Origin of the sequence: Pseudoalteromonas rubra, assembly GCF_004212645.1 — a bacterium.
In the GTDB taxonomy this organism is placed as follows: Bacteria; Pseudomonadota; Gammaproteobacteria; order Enterobacterales; family Alteromonadaceae; genus Pseudoalteromonas; species Pseudoalteromonas rubra_G.
Map to the genome: position 1 here is coordinate 21040 of NZ_PPUZ01000022.1, position 22740 is coordinate 43779.

16 protein-coding genes are annotated in these 22740 nt (G+C 52.4%); 9 read left to right on the forward strand and 7 right to left on the reverse strand.

Translation table 11 applies throughout. The features are described from left to right. The first annotated feature begins 25 nt into the window (after positions 1–25). On the forward strand, positions 26–445 hold the full coding sequence (locus C3B51_RS08290; RefSeq protein ID WP_125716905.1) for a group I truncated hemoglobin: 420 nt from the start codon (positions 26–28) through the stop codon (positions 443–445). Here the strand turns inward: C3B51_RS08290 and C3B51_RS08295 are convergent, their stop codons facing one another. Together C3B51_RS08295 and C3B51_RS08300 are read right to left on the reverse strand one after the other, a co-directional pair. After that, positions 446–1255, reverse strand: coding sequence for an FkbM family methyltransferase (locus tag C3B51_RS08295; protein WP_125716792.1), 810 nt, complete (start codon positions 1253–1255; stop codon positions 446–448). 116 nt (positions 1256–1371) lie between these two features. Continuing rightward, complete coding sequence (locus C3B51_RS08300) at positions 1372–2391, reverse strand: glycosyltransferase family 9 protein (RefSeq protein ID WP_130244732.1); 1020 nt, start codon at positions 2389–2391, stop codon at positions 1372–1374. Between the two features lie 95 nt (positions 2392–2486). Here C3B51_RS08300 and C3B51_RS08305 point away from each other — a divergent pair, with 95 nt between their 5' ends. Then, positions 2487–3323, forward strand: a complete 837-nt coding sequence (locus C3B51_RS08305) for a sulfurtransferase (protein WP_125716790.1) — start codon at positions 2487–2489, stop codon at positions 3321–3323. On the opposite strand, the gene C3B51_RS08310 is transcribed toward C3B51_RS08305, so the two are convergent. Beyond that, positions 3320–4501, reverse strand: a complete 1182-nt coding sequence (locus tag C3B51_RS08310) for an ROK family transcriptional regulator (RefSeq protein ID WP_125716789.1) — start codon at positions 4499–4501, stop codon at positions 3320–3322. The genes C3B51_RS08305 and C3B51_RS08310 overlap by 4 nt on opposite strands. A gap of 294 nt (positions 4502–4795) precedes the next feature. On the opposite strand from C3B51_RS08310, the gene C3B51_RS08315 reads away from it, so the two are divergent. The 6 genes from C3B51_RS08315 to C3B51_RS08340 all read left to right on the forward strand — a co-directional run bounded on the left by C3B51_RS08315 (position 4796) and on the right by C3B51_RS08340 (position 14865). Continuing rightward, a complete protein-coding gene (locus tag C3B51_RS08315) occupies positions 4796–5881 on the forward strand; it encodes a substrate-binding domain-containing protein (protein WP_240657363.1) in 1086 nt (361 codons plus the stop codon). An 8-nt stretch (positions 5882–5889) separates the two neighbouring features. Further along, positions 5890–6858, forward strand: coding sequence for an ABC transporter permease (locus tag C3B51_RS08320; RefSeq protein ID WP_046005381.1), 969 nt, complete (start codon positions 5890–5892; stop codon positions 6856–6858). Further along, on the forward strand, positions 6851–7624 hold the full coding sequence (locus tag C3B51_RS08325) for an ATP-binding cassette domain-containing protein (RefSeq protein ID WP_130244733.1): 774 nt from the start codon (positions 6851–6853) through the stop codon (positions 7622–7624). Before C3B51_RS08320 ends, C3B51_RS08325 begins: the two co-directional genes overlap by 8 nt. 155 nt (positions 7625–7779) lie before the next feature. Next, the gene (locus C3B51_RS08330; protein ID WP_130244734.1) at positions 7780–9378 is read left to right on the forward strand and encodes a glycoside hydrolase family 3 protein; all 1599 of its coding nucleotides are present in this window, start codon (positions 7780–7782) and stop codon (positions 9376–9378) included. 166 nt (positions 9379–9544) lie between these two features. Then, entirely contained in the window at positions 9545–12148 is a 2604-nt protein-coding gene (locus C3B51_RS08335) for a TonB-dependent receptor (RefSeq protein WP_130244735.1), read from the forward strand. Positions 12149–12690: 542 nt separating this feature from the next. Further along, a complete protein-coding gene (locus C3B51_RS08340) occupies positions 12691–14865 on the forward strand; it encodes a carbohydrate-binding protein (protein WP_130244736.1) in 2175 nt (724 codons plus the stop codon). A gap of 75 nt (positions 14866–14940) precedes the next feature. Here the strand turns inward: C3B51_RS08340 and C3B51_RS08345 are convergent, their stop codons facing one another. Next, positions 14941–15849 carry a hypothetical protein gene (locus C3B51_RS08345; protein ID WP_130244737.1) on the reverse strand — a complete coding sequence of 303 codons (909 nt, stop codon included), beginning with the start codon at positions 15847–15849 and terminating at the stop codon, positions 14941–14943. Between the two features lie 166 nt (positions 15850–16015). Continuing rightward, positions 16016–16984 (reverse strand): class 1 fructose-bisphosphatase, encoded by a 969-nt coding sequence (locus tag C3B51_RS08350; RefSeq protein ID WP_130244738.1) that lies wholly within the window; start codon positions 16982–16984, stop codon positions 16016–16018. A gap of 159 nt (positions 16985–17143) precedes the next feature. On the opposite strand from C3B51_RS08350, the gene C3B51_RS08355 reads away from it, so the two are divergent. Further along, complete coding sequence (locus C3B51_RS08355) at positions 17144–19570, forward strand: zinc-dependent metalloprotease (RefSeq protein WP_130244739.1); 2427 nt, start codon at positions 17144–17146, stop codon at positions 19568–19570. A gap of 57 nt (positions 19571–19627) precedes the next feature. Here C3B51_RS08355 and C3B51_RS08360 read toward each other — a convergent pair whose 3' ends face one another. Beyond that, positions 19628–20659 (reverse strand): heme-binding protein, encoded by a 1032-nt coding sequence (locus C3B51_RS08360; protein ID WP_240701870.1) that lies wholly within the window; start codon positions 20657–20659, stop codon positions 19628–19630. A gap of 95 nt (positions 20660–20754) precedes the next feature. Further along, positions 20755–22740: an alkaline phosphatase family protein gene (locus C3B51_RS08365; protein ID WP_130244740.1), complete on the reverse strand. Its 1986-nt coding sequence runs from the start codon at positions 22738–22740 to the stop codon at positions 20755–20757.

Sequence of the window (22740 nt, forward strand, 5' to 3'; positions counted from 1 at the left end):
AAAACTAACACGCAATGCCAGTCGTGTGCTGTATGGCCTTATTTTACTGTTGGCCAGCGTCGCATTGAGTGGCTGTCAGTCTGCCAGCCAGCCCACTTTGTATCAACAGATAGGCGGTCAGGCTGGGCTGGAACGTCTGGTGGATTTATTTATTAACCAGATAGGGCGCGATAAAGCCATTTTACCTTATTTTGCCAAAGCCAATGTAAGTCACTTCCGCCAGGGCTTTATCACACACTTATGTGACACCCTGGACGGACCCTGCGACTATCAGGGCGACTCTATGGTACAGATCCACACCGGCATGCAGATCACCGAAGCCGACTTTAACCGTGTGGTTGAGCTGTTGATCAACGCCATGACCGAAGCGGGCATTGCCCACACCACGCAAAACCAGATCCTGGCCAGGCTGGCACCATTGCGTGGTGAGGTGATCAAGATCTGATTATTCGAACGCTAACGAATAATCTGGCTTTTTAGGGTTATTTGGAAAGTCGAGCCCTGCAACCGGATAGGAGTGGGTAGAAGGTTGTGCGTCTGGCATCAGGGTTTTATTGATAAAAGTGATTTCGACGGTTTCAGGAAAGTCGATGGAATCGACATATCTGCCATAGTTGTTGCCGTGAATATGTACAACATGAAAGCGTTCAGACATCGCCGCAATAAACTGGTTGAAGTGCTCTGTTTGTGTATCCAGATGATGAAACTCGGCAGCAACCACATTGATGCGGTCGGCATGCTTGCACAGGTCATCAATCACCTGATATTCAGCCCCTTCAATGTCCATTTTCAGGAAAACCGTGTCTTCCGGCGTCCCGCAATGCTGCTGAATAAGCTCATCCAGGCTGATATCCAGCTGGCCGGAAGTCTTGCTAACACGGCGCTGCAGGTGGCTATTTTTACCACGGAAGAAGCTGTAGAAGAACACGCAGTTTAACAAACGCGTCCAGTATTTTTGGCGTTTATCATGGCGAAACAGCAAGGTGTTGAGCAAAGACTTGATGCTATTTTGCAGGGTTTTACGAACAATAAAGCCAAGTCCGACAGTATAGTCTACCCCCACCACCCGGCAATCCGGGTTGAGTGCCTGAAACTCTTTATCAAATCGCCAGTCATCATTGATACCGAGTGAGAGTAAATAGTCCGTGTCTTTTATATGATTTTTGGGGACGACGTATCCACCATCAAACTGGTTGCCCATACGAATGAGGTTAGAACATTGTTTTGGGTGTAGTGCATGCTTGTTAATTGACATGTGTGTGATCCGGTTATTCCTTTTTTGCAAACAGAATAGTAGCGACTGTGGATCTGGTATACAAGCACAAAGACAGAAGAGGATAGAATATTCGGTGAAGTATTAAATGTTGCGTGTCAGGAACCGTGACCTTCACCAAGCATCTGGCTGAACTGCTGTGCAAGGTCCTGAGGTTGTATCGCACAGATAATTTCCGACTCATGAAGACTTGTCGAGTGGCTGGTGATGGTATGACACAGCGGTGTTAATGGCGTAACCAATGAAAAGGGCGATGTGCCCAGGCCTGCCAGCGCCAGCGTTGGCACTTTGCATGCGGCAGCAATATGCATCGGGCCGGAATCTATGGTGATCATGGCATCCATGGCTGCAATGGTGTCGACTAACTCGCCCACAGATGTTTTGCCCGCCAGGTTGGCTACCTGAACTCCCTCTGCGTCTAACAGCTGTTTGAGTTCTTCCATATCTTGCTGCTCGGATGGGTCCCCGAGCAAATAAAACCGGGTGCCGCTTTGCTGATGTATTCTTAGCAGCGCTTGCGCTGCTAATTCTGCGGGATAGTGGCGGGTGCCTTTGTTTTTACCACCAAGATAAACCCCCGTCGCGCGCGACTGGGACTGTGTGAGCGGCAATGTTTTTGCTTTGAGGCGGGGCAGCGCAAATTTGTCGAATGGTTTGCCATGGATGTCGTTCACCAAACGGCAATAGCGAAATAGATAGTGGTGGCAATGATTTAGCTTGAGGGTATGTGATAACAGAGGGGAGCGGCCGTTTTGGGCATATCCGGCTACATAGCGGATCCTGGCCAGTTTACAAAGAACGGCATCGGTGAGCGAGCCACGAAACAACACCGCCATGGAGCAGCCCAAGGCCCTGAGCGTTTTAGCAAAACCAAGCAGGCTTGCCTTTTCTTCTGCCTGATGCCTTGCATCATCCAGCAGTTCAAAGTCATATCCGTGCGCTCTTTGTAGCACTTCTCGCATATAAGGGCGAACTAGCAGATAGATCTTTTTCCCCGGATACAATTCATTGAGCAGCGCGATGGCTGGCAATGTATTGATGGCGTCGCCAATATAGCGGGGCAGGACCACTAAGATGGGGCCACTCAAATGGTGAGGATCTATGGCTTGTAAGGACATGGACTTTCTTGTTTTGGGCATTAAAGCAGCCTAGTATAACCAAAGCTTGTGAACAAAATCACCTTTGTACCTCAATTTCAGCAAAAGTTAACATTATGAAAAACATCAAAAGTTGTCACTGGTTACTGAACAGCCTCGATCGCGTGGTCGTACTCGATTGTGGCATGCTCAAACCCGGGACAAAAGGAAATTACGAGCCGCCGGGGATCATTGCCGGGGCAAAACGTTTTGATATTGGCCAAACATTCAGCGACCCCGATGGCATATTTCCAAATACCATGTGTAGTGCCGAGCGGTTTCAGCAAGGGGTTAGAGAGTTGGGGATCAGCCAACAGGATACTGTGATTGTGTACGACAACTTTGGCTTGTTCAGTGCCGCCCGTGGCTGGTGGATGTTTAAGGCCATGGGGTTTGAACAGGTTTATGTGCTGGATGGTGGCCTGGTTAAATGGCTGGAGCTGGGTTTACCACTGGCAGCTGAGTATGCCCATACAAGCGAACTGGGTGATTTTGTTGCCAACCCCCAAACTGGCTATTTTATTGATAAAACAGCGGTGCTGGCGGCCATAGACGACCCCGAGGTGCTATTACTGGATGCGCGCAGCCCGCAAAGGTTTAGCGGACAGGAGCGCGAGCCCAGAGCAGGCATGCGCAGTGGCCATATTCCGGGCAGTGGCAATGTGCATTATGCCAGCGTGCTGGATGACAGTGGTTTGCTAAAACCCAAGGCGCAGTTGCGGGCGCTGCTGAGTGAGGCGGGCGTCACCAGTCAGGCCTTGCAGTTCAGTTGTGGCTCCGGGATCACCGCCTGTATTCTGGCCATGATTGCCGATGAATGCGGGTTTTATCCGTTATCTGTTTACGATGCGTCCTGGAGCGAGTGGGGGCAAGATTTGGACCTGCCGGTCGCAACCCTTACCACCCAAAATTAAAACACCAGTTCCTGAAGCTCGCTGGGCTGATTGAGTGCAGGCAGATACAAAGTCTGCATATTTTTGGCACTGAGTGCACTGTGCAGTGGCAAGGTGGCAATGCCCTTGAGGGCGATATTGGCAACGTCCGGGGTTTTGACCAGGCGCACCACCTGGCGTTCGCCAAACTGCGCAATGGAGGGAATAAACGGGCGCAGTTCTGAAGTCAGCTTATCCAGCAGCCAGTCATTAATGTCGCCGCCTAAAATAATGGTCTGGGTATTGAGCAAAGACTCCAGGCTGTGAATGGCGATCCGCATAGGTTCGGCGGCCTGTTCAAGCCAGCGCTCGATCACCGGGTGCTCCTGCAACTGGTGGTGCAGCTCTTCGGTACTGCAGCCCGCTCGTCCCAGGCTTTGCTTAAGCGCACTGAGCGACGCAAAGTCATTAAGCCTGCCCAGCTCTGCGGTGTCTTCATCGGTTTCCGGGGTTACAAATAGCTCACCCAGCGCGCCGGTCAAACCATTCTGACCGAGCAGGATCCGCCGCTCGTATACCACAGCCGACTCCACCTGATTGCCCAGATGGACATAGACAAAGCTATCCAGCAACCGTGCTTCACCAAACAGCATCTGGTAACTGGCACAGGCGGATGCGGTGCTTTCCAGCGCGACGGGCACGGCCAGGGTATCTGCCAGTTGTTGCTGAAGCTGGCGGTTGTGAGCAAAAATCTCGACGCCTTTGAGGTGGCTCAATTGTACCGATAAACCACAACCCAGCACCTGGGTAACGCTCAGGTTTGCGACGGTCAGTAACGTATCTATCAGGTATTGGATCTTATCGAGCAAGACGTCGTTGCTTTCGAGCCGGGTGTGTAAGCGGTTAAGCAGCTCGCCATTGAGGTAAAATAAACCGACTTCCAGTTCGTTATCAACAATGCGCACCGCCAGCGTATATGCGGCCCTTTTATTCAGCACCAGCATTTTCGAGGGCTTACCTGCGCCTTCGGATTTTTTAATGCCCGTTTCTTCTACCAGCTGCACGCTCAGCAGTTCTTCAACCATATTGGTAATGGTTTGCTTGGTCAGCTGGGTATTGCGGGCAATCTCAACACGGGAGATTGGCCCCTGTGTGACAATCTGAGAGAGTACAAGACGCAAATTTATCGATTTATTCTGTTTTGCGTTGGAGCCTTTCAATGTATTCGCCTTACTATTTGAATCTGATGTTGGGGCTGTATTGTGATATCGCCCCAGTGATTGTGCCGTATGTACCTGCTTATACAACACATTATCCCTGAACTAAGCCGATCATCTTACTCGATCATGAGACTAAACCGAATAAAAAATAATTAGTCAAACTGATTGACATAAATCATTTGTTGGCCGAATATGACTATAAATACAACAAAACTGATCCTAAATGCCAGTACAAAAACGGCGGCCAGGATGTTCGCAAGTGCGAATTTTAATAATCAACAGCAGGATCTACTTATGTCTACAGGAACTCAGATGAAGGGTCATCGCCGTCGGGCGTGGCTGAGTGGGATGTTTACCGCTGCTGCGCTCTGTGCAACGTCGATGAGCTGGGCGGCACAAAGCATCGACTGGAGTAAGGCGGCAAAATCCAGTGATATCCACCTGAGCGAGCAGCAAAGTGAGGCGATTAAATCAAAAGATTTGACTGCTGCACTGGTCTGGCACGGTGCCAGTCCCTGGGTTGCCGCGGTATCGCGCGGGGCACGTGCCGAATTCGAAAAGTTAGGCATTAAAGTAGTGGCAGCAACCGATGCTCAGTTCGACCCCGCCAAGCAAGTGGCCGATTTGGAGAACATCGCTGCACTCAACCCCGATATTATTTTGTCTTTGAGTGTTGATGGTGTCAGCACTAAGCAAAGTTATGCCAGGGCGATAGAGCGGGGCGCCAAACTGGTATTACTTAGTAACCCCATTCCCGGCTTTGAGCAAGGCAAAGACTTTGTCGGTATTGTCACTGACGACATGTTTGGCATGGGCAAGGCGGCCGCCGACCTGGCGGCGGATGCGCTGGATAGCAAAGGTAAGATAGGCATGATCTATCACGATGCCAGCTACTTTATCACCAATAATCGCGATAACGCGTTCCGCAAAGGGCTAAAAGCCTACCCTGAACTGGATGTGATCATCGAAAAGGGCTTTATCAAAGAGCACGAGACCAGCAATGTGGCTGCGGCCATGGTGTTGCAACATCCGGAACTTGAAGCCATCTATGTGTCCTGGGATGCTGCCGCCGAGGGGGTGGTAGAAGCGCTGCGCTCGTTAGGCCGACGCGATATTAAAGTGATCACCCATGACCTGGGCGTTAATAACCTGCTGGATATGGCCATGGGGGGCAACGTCTATGGCACCATTTCAGACCGCCCCTTTGACATTGGGCAAACCATGGCACGGCTGGGTGCGGCCTCCACACTGGGCCTACCGGCACCGCATTTTACCCTGGTGCCGTTTGATACCGTGAAGCGAAACAATATTGCTGAGATCTGGCAGCAGGCGTTCCAGTCACCTGTGCCCAGGCTCCTGAATTTAGCGTTAAAACAATAAGGAATACCATGAGCGTTAATCAACTACCCTTGCAGCAGCTCAAGTTGCTGGCAGTAAAACGAGAGTTTTTTATCTACTATATATTCCTTGCAGTGATGCTGATTTTTGCCGTTGCACTGCATGACACGGGCTTTTTTAGCCTGACCAATTTTATGAACATTGTGCGCCAGACTGCACCTATCACCGTGATGGCGGTCGGGCTGACCTTTGCACTGGCGGTGGGCCACATCGATTTGTCGATTGGCTCTGTGGTGGCCTTATCGGCGCTGGTCGGGGCACTGCTACTACAGCATGTGGGGATTCCGCTGGCGGTACTGGGGGCACTCAGTGTGGGCCTGATTGTGGGCCTGATCAACGGCTTGCTGATTGAGCGGTTGCAGGTATCCTCCTTATTGATCACCTTAGGCACTATGGGGGTGATCACGGGCTTATCGCGCCAGCTGACCAACCTGGAGTCTGTGCCAATCATAGATCAAACCTTTACCGCGTTTTTTGGCGCCGGTGAGTTGTTTGGTATTCCGTCTTTATTTATCTGGACCCTGGTCATTGCGGCACTAGGCTACGTGGTGCTGACTAAGTTAGCCTTTGGTAAGCACTTACTTGCGGTAGGTGGCAGCCCCAAAGCGGCATTAGCCATGGGAATTAAGGTGACTCAGGTGCGTATTTACGCGCTGGTTATTTCTTCCATGGCTGCGGCACTGGCAGGACTGTTGTACGCAGGTCGTCTGCACGGGGCGCGTTACACCCTGGGTGAGGCCGACCTGCTGACGGTTATCGCAGCGGTGGCAATTGGCGGCACCAGCCTGTTTGGTGGCCGCGCCTGTATCATAGGTGCCATTCTGGGTTCCTGGTTGATGGGCATGATCAACAACGGCCTGATCTTGTCGGGTTTTTCCACAAATGAACAAATGATAGCCCGCGGCGCGATATTGATTGTGGCAGTGGCAATTGGTGTCAAGGAGTTGAAAAATGGTTAGAAGTGCATTGGATCAAATCGCCCTCGAAGTCAGGGATGTACACAAGCGCTTTGGCGGCGTTCACGCCCTGAAAGGGGTCAGCTTTACCATCAATAAAGGCGAAGTAGTCGGTTTACTGGGTGACAACGGTGCGGGTAAATCCACGCTGGTGCGCTGTATCTCAGGGATCCACCCACCCGATGAAGGTGCCATCCTGGTGAATGGTCAAGCGGTCCATATCGATTCGCCGCTGGCGGCGCGCGAGGCCGGCATAGAAACCGTGTTTCAAGACCTGGCCATGGTGCCTGAGTTCGATATCACGGAAAACCTCTTTCTCAATCGAGAGATCCTGCACAAGAACCCGATCTTACGCCGACTCGGCTGGCTGGATAAAAAAGCCATGGAGAAACGGGCGAAGAAGGCCCTGAACCGACTGAACAGCCGCATTCCGAGTTATCAGGAGCAGATCCACCGTTTGTCAGGTGGTCAGCGCCAGGCGGTGGCCATTGCCCGTGCCGTGAACTGGGGTGCCGACATTGTCATTATGGATGAGCCAACGGCCGCGCTGGGGGTGGAACAAAGTGCCCAGGTCAATGAACTGATCAATGTGATCAGCTCTCAGGGCGTAGCGGTGCTGCTGATCAGCCACAATATGCAACATGTGGTCGAAACCTGCGATCGCGCAGTGGTGCTGTATCAGGGCCAGTCGGTTGCGGATGTGTCGGTCAGTGATGTGACCAAAGAAGATCTGGTCGGACTGATCACCGGGGCAAAATCCGCCGCGTAAAGGCACTCGCTCGCCGCAGAGCCTAACTTAGTCGGCCACTAAGGCGAGTCTGATTTACCTGTGAGGTGCCAGAGGGGCACCGCGTTAACCTGAACCCATTTTAAATCGGCGCACCAGCGCCGAGGGCTTTGTTTTGCCAAAAATCAGAGGGCAGTATGGATATTGAAAAGAAAGTAGCACAGCTTATCGACACACTTTCTGTTGAAGAAAAAGTCGGGCAGCTGTTTGTTCTGGCATTTGCCGGAGAGGATCGCGACTACGCTAAAACCTTGGTCAAGGAGCGCCATATCGGCGGCTTTTACATCACCGATGACAATGCCGCGAACCCCACCAGTGCCGCCCAGCTGGCGTGCGAGTTACAACACGAAGCTTCGCTGAGAGCCTGCGATGCGCCTTTGCTGTTGGCCGTTGATCAGGAAGGTGCCTGGGGGATCCTGACTCAGTATACCGATCTGGGTCCTGGTAATCTGGGCCTGGGCAAGGCCGATAATACGGCCCTTACCGCCGACATGTATCAGGTGTTTGCCGAACAGATGCAGGAAGTGGGCTACAATACCTTGCTGTCACCCTGTGCCGATGTTAATGCCAACCCGGATAACCCCATTATTGGCCTGCGTGCCTTTGGCGAGCAGAGCCATCACGTTGCCCGGCATGTTGCCGCAGCAGTGCGCGGTGTACAGCGCAGTGGCAGCCTGAGCTGTGCCAAACACTTTCCCGGCCACGGCGATACTCACAGCGATTCGCACCAGACCCTGCCGGAAGTCGACAAGTCTTTGCAACAATTGATGCGCGAAGACTTATTGCCCTTCAAGGCAGCGATTGAAACGGGCGTGCCGCTGATCATGACCAGTCATATTCGTTATCCGCAGATAGACCCCGAGTATCCGGCAACTCTGTCTGCGACCATTTTACAGGGCATCTTGCGTCAGCAACTGGGTTTTGAGGGACTGATCATCACCGACAGCATGAACATGTGGTCGATGCGTAAGAATTACGCGCCCGCAGAGGCGGCGATTTTGGCATTGCAGGCGGGCGCCAATCTGGTGATGCTCAGTGAAGAACACTACGAAAACAGCACCACGCCTTACAAGGCCATCCAGGCACAAACCATTGATGGCGTAGTGGCTGCTGTGAAGCAAGGTAGCCTGCCTGAGTCTGTTGTCGATGCCCGTTTGCAGCAGGTGCTGGCCTTTAAATATCAGCATTTTTCCGCATCGTTACACACTGCACCCAGCGTGCTGGAAAGCGCCAATGAGCTGGCGCGAGAAGCGGCAGTGGCAGCCATCCGGGTTGTACGTAACGAGCGCCAGCAATGGCCACTCGAAGGCCGGGCATTTACCCTGGCATTTGCCGCCGATCCCAAAGGGTACGACAACATAGTGAACAGCCGGGGAATAGGTCCGAACGACCCCAATTCGGCGCGGGATGTGATCCTTTCTACCCTTGCTGAGCGCGGACGGGAATACCGGCTGTGGCAACATGACCAACTGATGGCGGCGTTACAGGCACCGACTGAACCGCTGGCAGAGCCTCTGGTACTGATCACCGAAGACTATCCCTTACCCGGCGAAAGCTTTGATGTGGTGGCGCAGCAGCAACGTGTTCAACAGGCACTGCAAAAGTGGCCCGATAAAGTCATTGTGATTGCCATGCGCTCAGACTACGAAATAACGCAATATGCTGATTTATCGACTTATGTTTGCGCCTACTCAAGCAGAGCAGTCAGTGCCCGCGCAATGGCAGAGCAACTTTAAAAGATTCAGAAAAACGAAATAATAAGTGCTTGACAATTAGTCAAAATGATTTAATAAATACTTAGTAATTCAATTTTACTAATAAAAAATGACAGTTTAATAAAAACACAAGCCTGTCGACTCACTGGGAATGAACGGCTTGGGAAAAGGCAAAGGGGAGAAGAGCATGAAAAATCAGGGCTCAAAGGTAAAAAGCAGATATCTGAACAGTTATCTGAAATCCAGTTATGTCGCAGCCTGTGTCGCAACGGCGCTGTCTGGCATGTCATTTGGTGCCGCGGCAGAGCAACAGGAAGGGGCGAATCAGGCAATGGAGACCATTGAGGTCAGAGGGATCCGCCGCAGCCTCACCGAGGCGCTTAACACTAAGCGTTTTGCTAACTCGGTCGTTGATTCGATTTCAGCGGAAGACATTGGTAAGTTCCCGGATAAAAACATCGGTGATGCGATGCAGCGTATTCCGGGTGTGACTGTGGTCAGAACCTTTGGTGAGGTCAGCGGCGTAACTGTTCGTGGTACTGCACCGGAGCACAGTATGGTACTGCTTAATGGTCAAAACGTAGCCAGTGTTGGCTGGTTTGACTTAGGCGGGATGAACCGTAGCTTTAACTTTGAGATGCTTGCATCAGAGCAGATCTCGGGCATGGATGTCTATAAGTCGGTGGAGTCGGACATCAACGAAGGTGCGATGGGTGGTACGGTAAACCTGAAAACCCGTAAGCCGCTGGAGATGGAATCGGGCACTGTGTTTGCGTCTGTCGAAAATGCCTACCACAGCAATGCCGAAGACTGGTCGCCGGCCTATTCTGGCCTGGCGAGTTGGAAAAATGACCAGGAAAACTTTGGTATCCTTGTCGCATACTCCAATGAAGAGTCTAAAGTATATCGTGAAACCTTATCCACCTTCGGACCTCCTGGTGCATCTGAGCTGGAAGACAGCGCTGGCATTTTAAGAAAAACCTCTTGCTGTGCCTCATCGATTATCTTTGATGAAGACAGGGAGCGCAGCAGCAGCCAGATAAGTGTTCAGTACGCGCCCAGCGATGCACTGACGCTCAGCCTGGACTACAACCTGTTCGAGCTGCAAAACGACCATATTAACTCGGCGATGTTCGCCATTATGAGCTCAGGTACCTTGCAAAGCGAAACCGTCAGCGTGAATGAGCAGGGCATAGTCACCGGCGCCACCGTGCGCGCATCGGGCCCGGGTGGCGCACCACTATTCAATAACAGCGTACTGCGCACGCCCGATATGCAATCGGATGTACTTAATTTTACGGCCAACTATCAGGCGGATGCCTGGTCGGCAGACTTTGTACTGGGCCAGTCAACCGCCGAAGGCCGTATCGGCCAGACAAGTACCTGGTGGGGCGACATTACCGAGCGTGCTAACTCAGGCTTTTCTTACAATGTCGATGGGCCGCTTGAATTACAGCCGGTCAATTCAGACTACCTGAGCAGCCATGATAATTTAGAGCTGTTCCATGAATACACTTACATCAATTACGAACGCGACAATGAAATCGACTATATCCAGGCCGATTTCACCTTCGAGCTGGACTCGCCGGTGATCACCTCTATTCAGACGGGGATTAAGTTTCAGGAGCAGGTCTTTTCTTATCAAGAAAACAACCAGGATCTGAGCGTAGATGCCATCCGTGAAGGGGGCGAGCGACTGACGCTGGGCGACTTTAACGGCGGATTTGTTTCAGGCCTGCACAGTGCCGAGGGGCGCGCCGGCAGCCTGTCTTCTTTCCCGATTGCAACCCGTGGCCTGTGGGACTACGCGCGCAACAATGCACCTGGCACTGTTACGGTCAAAGATGCCTTCTCTATTGAAGAAGACATTGCCGCAGCCTATGTAAAGGCTAATTTCTCGGGTGAAGGATTCCGCGGTAACTTGGGCCTGCGTGTGGTGGAAACCGACATTCTTTCTAAAGGCGAAATCAATGGCGTGAAAGGGGAAGTGGACAAAACCTACACTAACTATCTGCCAAGCCTGAACTTAGCCATCGACCTGAGTGAAGACATGATCTTCCGTTTTGCCGCCGGTTCAACGGTGTCGCGCCCTGATTATGATGACATGAAAGTGGCTGACATCATTTCTGAAAGCTTTAAAACGGCGAACGTGGGTAGCCCGGACTTGGACCCGTATAAGTCAGATCAATACGACATGGGGGTTGAGTGGTACTTTAACCCGTCGTCTGTGTTGGGTGCCACCTTGTTTGTGAAGAACATCAGTGATTACATTGAGCAAACGACGGCCGCTGAGTTTTATCCGGGATGTGGTGAAGGGTGTCTGGTAACGCGTTCACGTAACGTGGGCACGGCCGATGTACGTGGTATTGAGTTGCAATATCAGCATGCATTCGAAAATGGTTTTGGGGTGCAGGCAAATTACACCTATACCGACAGCAGCCGCACCGACTCGACCGGAAAGGAAACACCGATTGAGGAAGTATCGAGAAATTCCTACAACCTGTCTGGTTACTACGAGAATGACATGTTCAGCGTGCGCCTGGCGTATAACTACCGTGATAACTGGGTCAGACAGCTCAACGGCAGTGGCCTGGACAGCTCGAACGATGCCTATGATCAGGTTGATGCCTCTGTGGTCTGGCATGTAACAGACAACATAGACGTGTCGCTGGAAGCGGTTAACCTGCTCAATGAGGCCCTGGTACTAAGGCAGCCTACAGCAGGCAATATCGTTCATGCTGTGGATGAATTTGGTACCCGTTACTTTGTCGGTGCCAGCATTCGCTTCTAATACCGACAGAGCGCACGGTCGCCCGTGCCGTGCGGCAACCTAATAAAGGAAGCACCCACTTCCTTTAGGCCAGTTTGGTTTTAACTGGTCAATCCGCGCGTAGCCTGGCAAGGAAGGTTGCAAAGGTGCGCGGTTCAGGGTGTAAGCGCGCGTTGCCCAGGCAAATATTGCTGGGTCCGCGCTGTGCACTCACACTTCTACTCGGTTAAGGCAAGTTTGCCCGGCTTGCCTTATTTCTCTGCTTTTTCGCCCTCATTTCTGCTTGAAACCTTATTGCAATAAATTTTGTAAAAACGATTGACTTATTATTTGGTCAAGGCTAGCTTGTATATTAGTTGAGCAAATAGAAATGCCCGTTTTGTGTGTGATGCAAGATAGGTTAGCTCACTACCTCAGCGATATGAGCCCGGTATAGATATTTAATGCGGGTTTATTGGTAGGCGGCTTCGGGTTGGGCTGCGGTTGTTCATTAAAATTGTTGCTCTATTCGGGTTGATATGGCTGGGTTTGTTTCGATTAAAAAAATAATGAGGAAACACCTAATGAAAGTGAAAATGACAGGATGTGCAGTGGCCGTAATGTTAAGTTGTTCCGCGTCGGCGGGCACCGGCGTACAGGACTTTTTGGACAGCTTAAGAAACTTCGAATCGGGTATTAACCCAGCGCTTGCAGATTTTTACCTGGAGAATCTCGATAACCCGGTTTACAGGTATGCCAAAGTATCGGCACCGGGGCGCATGATCCGGGATTGCTCAACAGGCAGCATGATCCCGGAGCCCACCACCATCAATCAGTTCTTCACTAAGCTGGGTATTGATGGCTTTTACAACGCGCAGACCCCCAATGATCCCGAGATGTTCAAGAAGATGCAGTATAACTCCATGAACGCCTGGGGGTTTGTGGGGTATCAGCTGGGTGAAGCGGTACTTATCGATGCGGGCTACTACAGCCCGAAAGTCGTGACTGTGGATGGCACTGAGTACGATAGTTTCTATGTGTTTGTGGAAGACAGCACCTGGATCGGCTGTAAAACCGAGGCGCTGGTGGAAATTGTCGGCTCTGGTGGCAACAAAATTCAGGCCACCGACGTTAACCGCTGGGAAGGCACCTTTGTGGGCAAAAACGGTGTGAACTCGTTTGCCGATCTGTTGATCCCGGATAATCAGGAACTGGTGATGCGCGATGCCATGCGCTTTAACTATGGCGTGATGACCCAGCTACTGACTGCGGCCAACATGACCTGGGAGCAGGCGCTGGCGAAGAGCTGGCCAGACAAAGACGACAATGGCAATCCCATCACAGTTCAGGCGACTATGTCTGGTTTGCTGGCTGCGGCCCACCTGCGCGGTGCCTGGGGCACGGCGCGTTTGCTGACCAAAGATGAGATCACCTGTGACGAGTTGGGCACCTGTATCACCAAGTACGTTCATAAATTTGGTGGCTACAATACTATCTTCGACACCCCGGCGGACGATGTCATTGAAGGCTCAAAATACGATGAAAAACTCTCGGCGGGTTGGGGTAACGATTTAGTGCTGCCCGGTGGCGGTGTGGATGTTATCGAGCTACATGAGCAAAGTGGCTCTGTGACCACAGTGCGTGATTTCACCGTGGGCGAAGACCGCATTATTCTGCGCGACTGGCAGGCGAGCGCGCCGCTGAGCAACCTGTCTGTGTCGGATGTTCCTGCCGGTGCCGAACTGGCATTTGCCGGTCAACGTGTGGTACTAGAAGGCGTATCGGCCGCGGCTGTGAACGTGAACACTGAAGCGGTGATCGCCCAGTCGGATATTTATGAAATTGCCTGGTCAGGCAAACAAACCGTGACCGGCTTTAACCCTTCGCTTGATAAAATTCGTGGTACTGCCGGAATTGGCTTTAAGCACCTCAAAGCCTACGAAACTGACACAGCACTGGTGATTGGTGTGCAGGCCAAAGATGGTGGCATCTACAGCTCGGTTGAACTGGTCGGCCTGACGATTGGCGACTTAACTCCGGAAATGTTTGATAACGTGACTGGTGGTTATGACCGCCTGGGCTTTATCGTGCCGCTGAACAGCCAGAACTGGGGCTGGAATATGGCACTGACCGTGAACAGCTTTGATCCGGCTAAAACTGTGATCAGCATGCCGCTGTTTAACTACAGCTTCTCCATGTTGATCCTGACGCAGGAAGGCGCAGACACAGTGATCACACTGGATGAGACAGCCTCAAAAGGCGATCAAAAGCGTCTGGTACTGAAAAACACCGATGTGAACAGCCTCAGCGCGGCCAACTTTGACTTTGTCTCGGGTAACTTTACCGATGCAACCATTGATGTACCGGTGTTCTATGACATCACGGCTACGGTTGTGGGCACAGGCGGCAGCATTTCACCAGCCCCGGATGCCAGCGGCGTGATCAGTGGCAAAGGCAATACCGACTTCACACTGACCTTTGTACCAGACAGCGGATATCGCGTTGCGACAGTGAAAGTCGACGGCGTCAGTGTGACAGCGCAGTCAAGCTACACCTTTGTGGCACTGGCTGCAGCGCACAGCGTAGAGGTAACCTTTGAGCCAGGTAATGCCTGCCCGGCACTTTGGAATGCAAACGACATCTACATCACCGGCGATCAGGTGACCTTTGAAGGTCAAACCTACCAAGCCAAATGGTGGAACCAGGGCAATAACCCGGCCTCATTAGGGCCTTGGGAAGCGATCGAAAACTGCCAGTAACCGGCGATGCAGTAAAATAAAAAAGCCATGGCACGCACAAGCGGCCATGGCTTTTTTAATTTGTGTGGTGCCAGGCTACAGCGAATCTGGTTGAGGTGGCGCTGCCATCTCGTGGAGATCTTCCGTGATCAGCCATTGTGGCAGATAAGGATGATCTGGGATCAGGTAGCCTTTATTACGATAGGCCATGCGAGCTGGCCCGAGCAGCGCCAGGGCAAAGTCCGGGAACAGGTCGTCATCCTGGTCTGCTTTTTTCGCACAAGCTGCAAACTTATCCAGCGCGTCGCACATTTTTGCGCAATAGGTTTGTTCGTCCTCATGACAGAAAACACTGAGTAAGCAGTCTATCTTAGGCAAAGAGTAGTTGTGCGTATAGAACGCATCTTTGCCCGATTCTCCTGATACATCAACCTGCATATAGGCCTGGATAGCCTGTACCAGATCCCGGGATTGCGGTTTTAAAATGGCTTTGACAATGTGAAATTCAGCCAGCTGTAGGGGTTGAATAAACCGGGCGTTAGCGTCGTAGTTCATCGCCTGCTCGTCAAATTCATCCAGCCAGGCCAGTGCCTCACCGTCGTTGTAAGCCAGTGCCAGCATAATGGTGTCGTACCAGTCCGACGGGTGAATGCCGTGACTGAGTCGCTCACCCGGGCGGCTGATGGCCACGTCGTCAATACGCAGCTCATGGCGCTGTTGCGGGAATAAATGGCGCTTAAAGTGCACCAGCCGGTAATTGTAAGCTTGATGTAAAAACCAGCGTGCTTCGTTATGCGGGCGTTTGGCATGCAGGGCAAAGTTAAATCCGCTAATCCAACGCCGGGACCATTCAAACTCCCAACTGTCCCCAGTCATAGATTCAAGGTGCGCCTTGTGCACGCCAAATGCTGACTTGGCAAAATAGGCACTCTCTACATTTTCACGATAAAACCCCAGGTAAAAGTCATGCTCTCTGAAGCTGCCATAATGGTGTACTTGTGTCATTGTGCCTCCGGATTGCACAGTGTTATTGTTCGGCTCAGTTTACCATGGTGCAGAAGGGGTTGTGAGGAGCAGGTTGCAGTGACGGTTTTGATGAGAAAAAAGAGAGAGATAAAAACGCCATGGCGAACTCACCATGGCGTATAAAGTGTGTCGCTAAATCAGGATGTTACTTATGATACCCAAGACACGCTTCGACTTCGTTTTTCGAGCCTAAGATCACCGCCACGCGCTGGTGGATGTGCTCCGGGTCGATATCCAGAATGCGTTGCTCGCCGGTGTGAGCCAGGCCGCCGGCTTGTTCTACCAGCATGGCCATCGGGTTGGCTTCGTACATTAGGCGCAGTTTGTATGGCTTTTCCGGGTTTTTGGTGTCGGCCGGATAAGTAAACAGGCCGCCGCGACATAGTACGCGGTGTACATCACCCACCATGGCTGCAATCCAGCGCATGTTGAAGTTTTTACCGCGCGGGCCGGTGTCACCTGCCAGCAGGTCGTTGATGTAGTTTTGCATGGCCGGTTGCCAGTGGCGCTGGTTTGAGGCGTTGATGGCAAATTCTTTGGTGTCGGCCGGTACTTTGGCAAACTCTTGAGTCAGCAGGAAACTGCCGTGGGTTTTGTCCAGCGTGAAGATGCGGGTGCCTTTACCTGTGGTCAGTGCCAGCGTGGTGCACGGACCGTACAGGACGTAGCCTGCGGCAACCTGCTTGTGACCTGGCTGCATAAAGATAGCCGGATCGGCCGGATCGGCATCTGCCGGTGCTTCCATAATAGAGAAGATGGTGCCAACCAGTGAATTGATATCGGTATTGGATGAGCCATCCAGCGGGTCGAATGCGACTATAAATTTGGCATCCGGGTTACCTGCTACCGTGCCTTCCTCTTCTTCCGAGGCAATGGCTTTCACATAGCCAGACTCCAGCAGAATGTCTTTAAGTAGCTGGTTAGACAGTACGTCGAGTTTCTTCTGAGTTTCGCCCTGAATGTTTTCATCCAGCGTTGAACCCAGCACGCCTGACAGCGCGCCCTGACCGACGCGGAAAGAGATTTCTTTACAGGCAGCCAGAATGGTTCGGATCAGTGAAACCAGTTCACGGGAACAGCCGTCTTCAATTAACACCGGTGGAAGTCTACGCATAAATTTTAGTCCTGATAACGGTTATGTTGCAGCCCTGATAGAGTGAGAGAGCAGGCCGCAAACAGCGCTGAATTTTGTCCTAAATAACTGTATTTTGTATACGATTTAATATACAAAAGGGGTACCAGTCATCTAACCTCAAATAACAAAGATAAGAAAATGCGAAAATCACGCTTTGCACCTCACATGTTCTCGACTTTGCTGCTGGCTATGATACCCCAAGCGCACGCTGCAATTAAGTCTATTGATGAATTTACTGACAAACTCAACCATTTTCCCGGGTTCTATGCGTTTTACAGCGACCCATCCAGTGGCAAGATTTATCTCGATGTCGACAAGCTCGCTCAGCCATTTTTGTTGCAGCACAGCCTGCCGTATGGCGTCGGCTCAAACGACATAGGCCTGGATAGAGGCCAGCTGGGCAGCACGTATCTGGTGCAGTTCGAGCGCTTCGGTGACAAGGTGATGCTGCGTGCACTGAATACCTATTTTCGTGCCAGTGCCGATAACCCGGCGGAGCAGCAAAGCGTGAAAGAGGCCTTTGCCTCAAGCATTTTAAACGGCTTTAAGGTGGTGGCTGAAGATGACGACAGCGTACTGATTGACTATACGCCTTATCTGTTATCGGATGTGCATGGCGTATCTCGCACCCTGGCGGCGCGCAATCAGGGCAGTTACAGCCTGGATGCCAGCAGCAGCGCGACCTATATGCCGCGCTCTAAAGCCTTTATGAAAAATACTGAGCTGGAAGCGGTACTGACCTTTAAGGGCAGCAAGCCCGGCGAATATGTAAAACAGGCCACGGCGAACCCTTATGCGGTCACTGTCCACCAGCACCACTCGCTGATTGAACTGCCGGATGATAACTATCAGCCCCGCGCATTTCATCCGCAGTCGGGCTACTGGAGCATAGAGCATAAAGACTACTCGGCACCGCTGAGCGAGTCTATGTATGTACGCTATATCCCGCGTCATCGTTTAAACAAAAAAGATCCGACGGCAAAAGTGTCTGAGCCGGTCGAGCCGATTGTGTATTATCTGGATCCGGGCGTACCTGAGCCGGTGAAAACCGCGTTGCTGGATGGTGCACGCTGGTGGGATCAGGCTTTTGAAGCGGCGGGTTACAAAAATGCTTTCCAGGTCAAAGTGCTGCCGGAAAATGCCGACCCTATGGACATTCGTTACAACGTGATCCAGTGGGTGCATCGTGCCACCCGTGGCTGGTCATATGGTGCATCGGTGATCGATCCGCGCACCGGCGAGATCATCAAAGGTCATGTGACGCTGGGCTCGTTGCGGGTGCGCCAGGATATTCTGATAGCCGAAGCCCTGGCCGCGCCATTTGTTAAAGGCGATGAAGTGACGGAGCGTTTGCATGCCATGGCGCTGGACCGTATTCGCCAGCTCAGTGCCCACGAAATTGGCCACACCCTGGGAATTGCCCATAACTTCTCGGCGTCGGTTAAAGAGCGTGCCTCGGTAATGGATTACCCACATCCGCTGGTGGGTATGAACGAGCAGGGTGAGCTGGATATCAGTAAAGGCTATGCCACCGGCATGGGCGAGTGGGATACTCAGGTCATTAAGTATGGTTACAGTGACTTTACCGCACAAGACGAAGCCCAGGCACTGGCCGCGATTTTGGCTGAAAACAAGAGCAAAGGGCTGGAGTTTATCTCGGATGCCGATGCTCGTCCGAAAGGCGGTGCGCACCCGACCGCCCACCTGTGGGATAACGGCAACGATCCGGCTGCCGAGTTGACTCGGGTGCTGGATATTCGTCAAAAGGCGCTGGCCCGTTTTGGCCTGAATAACATCAAAACCGGTGAGGCTTTGTCTCAGCTGGAAGAAAAGCTGGTGCCGCTGTACTTATTCCATCGTTATCAGGTGGAATCGGCAGTAAAACTGATTGGCGGCGTAGACTATGACTACGAAGTGCGAGGCGAGCAGGCTCCGAAAGGCGCTCAAGTAGTGGCTAAGGCAAAGCAGCAGGCGGCCCTGTCGGCCCTGTTGGAGACCTTATCGCCTGAGCAGCTGATGATCCCAGAATCGGTATTGGCGCTGATCCCGCCCAAAGCCTATGGTGAGTATAAAACCCGGGAGAGTGTGAAAGGTCGCACCGGCCTGACGCTCGATGCCATGGCGCTGCCGGAAGTGGCGGCGCAGCATACTTTGAGCTTGTTGCTTAATCCTGAGCGATTAAATCGCCTGGCGCAGCAGGAAGCCCGCAATAGTGCCCACCTGAGCAGCGATGAGGTATTGAATACCCTCTATCAGCATGTTTTCCAGCCCAAAGCACAGCCGGGCATGGCGACTAAGCTTGCGCAGCGGGTGCAGTTTTTAACGGCTTACCGCCTCGCTGAGCTCGGCAGCAGTGACAAGCTGGCACCGGAAATTCAGGCGCAGCTGCGTTATTACCTCAAACAGCTGGTGGAGCAATACGGCAACGACTCCTTGTTTGGTGGTGCCTCTAAAGAGGATGCATTCGAAACCTACCTGGCTGATCAGGTGGCCCAGTATCTGAAAAGCGGCACATGGCCCGCGGGCTTTAAAGCCTTGCCAATGCCGCCGGGTTCGCCCATCTAAGCGTGTTTAGAGAAAAACCGGACTGAATTCAGTCCGGTTTTTTTATGCCCGCTCAGTTTAGACTTTTTTAACTAAGGTATTGGTGGTGATGTGCGGGAAGGTGACGGACTGGCCCTGAATGGGGATCTCCATGGTGATATTTTGCGAGTACTGCAACTGGGTAAAGTTATCAGTGCCATCGAGTGATTCCAGCCAGTAGCTGATGGCGTAACGGCTAACGTTGGCGTGTTGCTGTTCAAAGCCAATGTTGGTGACCGGAATGCCGGAGTGGGCGGTATCGACTTCCAGCAGAATAAACTTCTTGGGTGGTGACACTTCCAGTGCATTGGTCAGCGGCTGGTTGGGGTTCAGGGTAAAGTCCGGATTCAGATTACCGACACTTTTGGTGTTGTACTGATCGGTGCTGACATCATGGGGCAGGCCCATGGGCAAGACGTCGCTCTTGCTCAGCATCGGAATGGTCGGCACGCCTGTGCCAGACTGGAAATGGCCGCTGGCGAGAATGGAGTTACCGTGGGGCACCGACATTTGCTTGATAAAGTTATAAGCTTGTGTGGGCGGCACGCTGTTGGGCACGGTTTCTGTGCCCAGGCCTGGCTTATCTCCATTGCCATAGGGGCCCAGCAGCTGCTTTTGGTCGCTTAGAAACAGTAATGAACCATTTTCGGCGTGCACCAGCTGATCTTTGGCCGGGCCATCGGCAAAGTAGACGCGCTGTTCATAAAACAGAGTATTGGCAACCTGAGTGCCTAAGCCACCGCGGTTAGGCGCCGTACCGTGAATGGCTGAAAAGGTCAGTTCCTCATAATAAGCAAAGTTTTTCAGAATATAACTGGCTTCCTGGGGCAGTGGCATCAGGCAGTACGAAAACGGTTTGTCTGTGCCACCCATGCCAGAAGTACCCAGCGGCTGATTGGTCCAGGTGCCTATCAGATGTTGCAGTGGGCCAAGCTCAGTGGTCGGGGCGGGTGGGTTATCCTGTGCCGGATCGATCAGCAGCGGCTTTGAAAGATCAGGGGGCGTTACGTCAGTCATGGTGGTGTCCTCATTAATTGCTACTGGCATTTGGGTGCTTATCCCGTATGCCATAGGCTGATCCCTTCAGTGACTGCACGAAGGCAACGGGATCCCTGGCCGCCTTCGTCTGTACTCAGTGATTTATGGTGTTCACGTTTTGTCGTGTCTCAGTCTTGCTCCGCATTTCTGTGCCTGTGTATCGACCGATAGGCTGCCACATGCGCACGCAATTGTTGGTCTCGACTGCTTTGATAAAAGCACCACAACTGGTCGCGGTAACGCGTGGCGCACAATGGGGTGTCTGGGTGTCTGTGGACGTTGTTGAGCGGCTGCTGTTCACTCCAGCCCGCCTCGGCCATGGTGCCATACCCATTGCTGGTGGTATCTGCCTTGGCCGGGTCGTAAGACACGGGCAACTGGCTGGTGAGTACACCGGGAATGGAGAAACAGGCATTCAAAAGTTGCTGACTGTTGGGGGCGTTGTGGAACAAGTACAGCACGCCATCGAGCGTGGCGGCGGCCAGCTGGCCGTCACTTTGGTAACTGTGCTCTTGTGGCTCTGGCTCTTCGGGTGTGAGTTTACTCGGTGCCTGCGAAAAGTGGCCAATACCAAAGCCGTTAGCCGACCACTGATGGCTCACGGCATTGTCCTGGGGGCCGGCATAGGCGCTGTTGCTGACATCGGTGACATTAAACTCGGCACTGTTGTAGCTCAGGCAGGCCAGTGCATTGGCGTTGCCTTCACGGTAAATCAACAAGGTATTGCTGCCCAGTGAGGCCAGAGTAAAATTCCCTTGCGGCCTGCACACCAGTGTTTGTGGCTGGCTTTGCCACTGTTGCTGGGCATAGCGCTGAGCCTGCATAGTGCCTTGCTGGTCGCGATACACCAAAAGCAGCTCGTGACTTTTCGGCAACACCTGAAGGGCAAGGGCCGATACACAGTCATCGCTGGGCGCAGCCAGGGGTTGCCAGCCCTGATTTGCCGTCAGCGTTTGCAACGTAATTCTCAGGTCCAGGTCGCGATAGCCCAGCACCAGGGTAGTGTCCTGCGCACTCAGTTGTAGCTGATCTTTACAGTCTTCGTGCATCAGTAAGGGCTCAGACCAGGCATGGCCATCAAAGCTTGTGCAATACAGATGCCCCGGTCTGTCATCCCGGGTATAAAACAGGTAGAGCAGCTCACCCAGGCTGGCGGTTTGCAGTTCACTGGCACGCTCAATGTGGGGCACACAAGCCGCGGGTTGCCAGTGCAGTGCCTCATCCCACAAAAAGCGGAAATAGTTGGCATGTTCGTCGTTTTTACCCAGGGTGCCGAGCGAGAAGTTTTCCTCTATGGTGCGCAGCAAGGAATAATGATTGTAACCTTCATGCTGCTGCGACGGCGTCAGGGTATCGCCCAGTAACACCGTATAAATCTGATTGGGCCCGTCGTAGTAATATTTGTACTTCTGGCTGGTATCGTAATCCGATTCAAAATCGGCTTCGTCATAGGTGACCACCACCAGGGTATTGTCGGGCAGCTTGCTGTTGGGGCCGGGGAAGTTAATCGACGCAAAGAATGACTTCAGCCAGTCGGCCTGCTGATCCACCAGTACCGGCGCGCGTTCACCCTTGAGGTCATTATCTTTTGTGCCAAGTAAGTAATGCCCGTCGTGCCACATATTGGGGGTAAACCAGGCAAACTCAGGCAGAGTATAGTTGAGCAGATCCTGATAAAACTGTGCTTCGTTGCCAATTTTTTTCCAGCGCGTTTCGCTGTCGAGAATGCGGGAAAACGATGAAAACGGGTCGTGCTTAAGCACATAGGGATAGCTATTTACGGGCGTGAAGTTGGTTGCTTTCCAGGGCGTCCAGCCCGCCACATAGCTTTCCATGTAGGCGCGCCAGTCCAGGTTCTGAGCTGAGTCTTCAATCAGGTCGACCAGGGTGCGCTGGGGCAAGCGCGGTGGCACTTCATCGTCGGTTACATTGCACAGCTCGCCTGCCAGAGACGCAATATAGTTGGTCTGCGACGGGTGCATCACGCCAAAGCTGTTGGTCAGCTCAATGCCCTGCGCGGCCAAGTTGCGCATGTACGGGTTATTCATCACGTAGCCGCGATACTGGTTTTCAAACATGATCACAATAATGTGATCGAAGCGTCTGGTGGTCAT